Here is a 1,366-nt window from a genome sequence, read left to right on the forward strand (position 1 = left end):
TGCGAATACCGTTCAGCGCTTCCTTCCCCATCACTTGAAACGCTTAGCTAAAGATGAATCGTCACCATTCTCCGTTGTACCTCGTGAAATTTCAATTTCGAAATATATATAAGTTGAATTAAAGATTTACAACTGAACACACAAACGATCGATCGTTTGTTCTGGTTTCTGGTTGATTCGCTGAATAAAGGCTTGGACATTCTTTCTAATTTCTTGCACACTCGAATAGAACACGTTGTAAATCACGTCTGATTTCAGCCATTTCCATAGCCCTTCAATCAAGTTCAATTGCGGACTGTATGGTGGCAAAAAGACGAGCTCTAACCGATCTTCGTGTTCTTTTAAAAATGGCTGAATGAGTTTGGCATGGTGAATTCGAGCGTTATCTAAAATCATCACTATTTTGCCTGTGGGATAGCGTTCTAACACAAGTTGAAGAAATCGAAGAAATGTTTCCGCGTCATAGCATTCTTCTTCGATGCAAAACACTTCCCCTGTTTCGTAGTTCAACGTGCCAATCAGCTTCAGCCCTTGATGTTTTCCAAACGTCGGAATGATTCGTTGTTTTCCTTTGACAAACCATGTTTTTTGAATCGCTTGGTAATCACGAATCATCGACTCATCTTGAAAGAGGACATGGGCGATGTTCCCATCTACCAGTTTTTTTTTACTTCAGGGAAGGTGATTTCGACGAATTCTTTTTGTTTCTCTTCATCGGCATTGGCTAGTGTATAGGTCGGTTTCGTATAGCTTAGCCCTAACCGATGCAGAATGCCACTTGTTCCGCGAAGCGTGTATGTTGGCCCCCACTTTTGTTGAATGAGTTCAGCGATTATCGCAAGCGTCCAATTATATTTTGCTTCGAATCCCACATCTACGGGGAGCTGATGTTCAATGATCAAAGCCAGCTCTTTTTCCTGCTCAGGGGTCAATCGACGTGGGGCGCCAGGTGAGTATTTCATCTCCAGTCCATCAAGACCGCGCTGGGCGTAGGCATGAATATAGTTATAAATAGTTTTCTTGGATCGATCAATAATCGTTGCGATTTCTCCTTTGGTATATCCCTGCAAATGAAGATAAATCGCTTGGTAGCGTTCATATGCTCGTTTACTTTTTGCTTCTTTCATGGCAGTGGACAACTTTTCGATCTCGTCTTTGTGATTTGGCATCATATTTTCTCTCCGTTCCCCTATTTTCTCTTTGTATTTATTCGCCGTGGAACGGGAGAAAACCTTTATTTCAATTTATATAGAAGCAAAAAATTGCATATTTTCTAGCGCGGTCAACTCCCCGTACAGCGCATCGGATTGAGCCATAAATCCAATACGCTTCATCGTTGTAAGCTCCGGCATATCCGCACCGAGCA

Annotated in this window: 1 protein-coding gene and 1 pseudogene; both read right to left on the reverse strand. The window is 42.1% G+C overall.

Annotated features, from left to right (window positions below; translation table 11 throughout):
- Positions 1-126: 126 nt before the first annotated feature.
- Positions 127-1,172, reverse strand: a protein-coding gene (locus M948_RS43075; RefSeq protein WP_155974856.1) for an IS630-like element ISBs2 family transposase whose coding sequence is annotated in 2 segments (ribosomal slippage) — positions 127-666 and positions 669-1,172 — 1,044 coding nt in all. Because the reading frame shifts where the segments join, the coding sequence is not laid out codon by codon here.
- A 75-nt stretch (positions 1,173-1,247) separates the two neighbouring features.
- Positions 1,248-1,366: pseudogene (locus tag M948_RS43810) on the reverse strand (ABC transporter ATP-binding protein); the annotation flags it as partial.

It is taken from the genome of Virgibacillus sp. CM-4 (assembly GCF_000445495.1).
GTDB lineage: Bacteria > Bacillota > Bacilli > Bacillales > Amphibacillaceae > Virgibacillus > Virgibacillus salexigens.